The following is a 901-nucleotide window of genomic DNA, read 5'->3' on the forward strand; positions in this document are numbered from 1 at the left end:
AGCTCATTAGAAAACAGTTACAAGATGTTTCTGAAATTGAGCATATGGAATTTAATTTTATTGCGGAAGAGGTCACGATTCATCATCGTCTCCCTGTCATTGATGCATTGCAGCAGCGCATTGAATCATTAGGCATGAGTGTTCGCAGCCAAGGTACACGACGTTTAGCTAAAGAAGGCGAAAAAGCAGTCTCTGATTTTTCTTGGAAAATCATTCTACTAGCGGGTATTTTGGCGTTGTTTTCAGAAATTATGGCCTATTATCTGAATACGGAATTTTCAGTCTGGATTATTGCTCCTGCTTTATTGGCGATTGGCTTAAGCGGTCCTCCGACCTTTAAAAAAGGGTGGTTGGCGTTGCGTACCAAGGCAATGAATATTAACAGTTTAATGTTGATTGCCATTATTGGAGCGATATTTATTGGTGCATGGCCTGAAGCGGCGATGGTGACGGTATTGTTTGCCTTGGCTGAACGTATTGAGCGCTATTCTTTAGATAAAGCTCGTCTTGCTATTCGCAGTTTAATGCAAATCGCACCGGAAATTGCACGAGTAAAACAGGATAATGGGCAATGGCAAACGACTCCTATTGAGCAAGTGCACTTAGATGCTGTTTTTAAAGTAAAGCCTGGAGAGCGTATTCCTTTAGATGGAGTGGTTGTTTTAGGTAAAAGCACGGTTAATCAAGCGCCGATTACGGGCGAGTCCATGCCGGTGAGTAAAGAGATAGATGATACGGTTTTTGCAGGTACGCTTAATGAGTATGGGGTACTTGAGGTCAAAGTCACTAAGGCATCGGGAGATACCCTTCTTGCCAAAATTGGTAAGGCCATTGAACAGGCGCAAGCAGAGCGCGCGCCGACACAACGTTTTGTCGATGTATTTGCTCAATATTATACGCC

The 901-nt window shown here is 43.2% G+C and carries 1 protein-coding gene; it reads left to right on the forward strand.

Going from position 1 to position 901, the window contains the following annotated elements; genetic code table 11:
• The coding region (locus A8O27_RS18145; RefSeq protein ID WP_445554038.1) for a P-type ATPase actuator domain-containing protein at window positions 1-901 on the forward strand (901 nt) is incomplete at both ends.

The sequence above is a fragment of the Legionella bozemanae genome (assembly GCF_001648595.1).
Taxonomy (GTDB): domain Bacteria; phylum Pseudomonadota; class Gammaproteobacteria; order Legionellales; family Legionellaceae; genus Legionella; species Legionella bozemanae.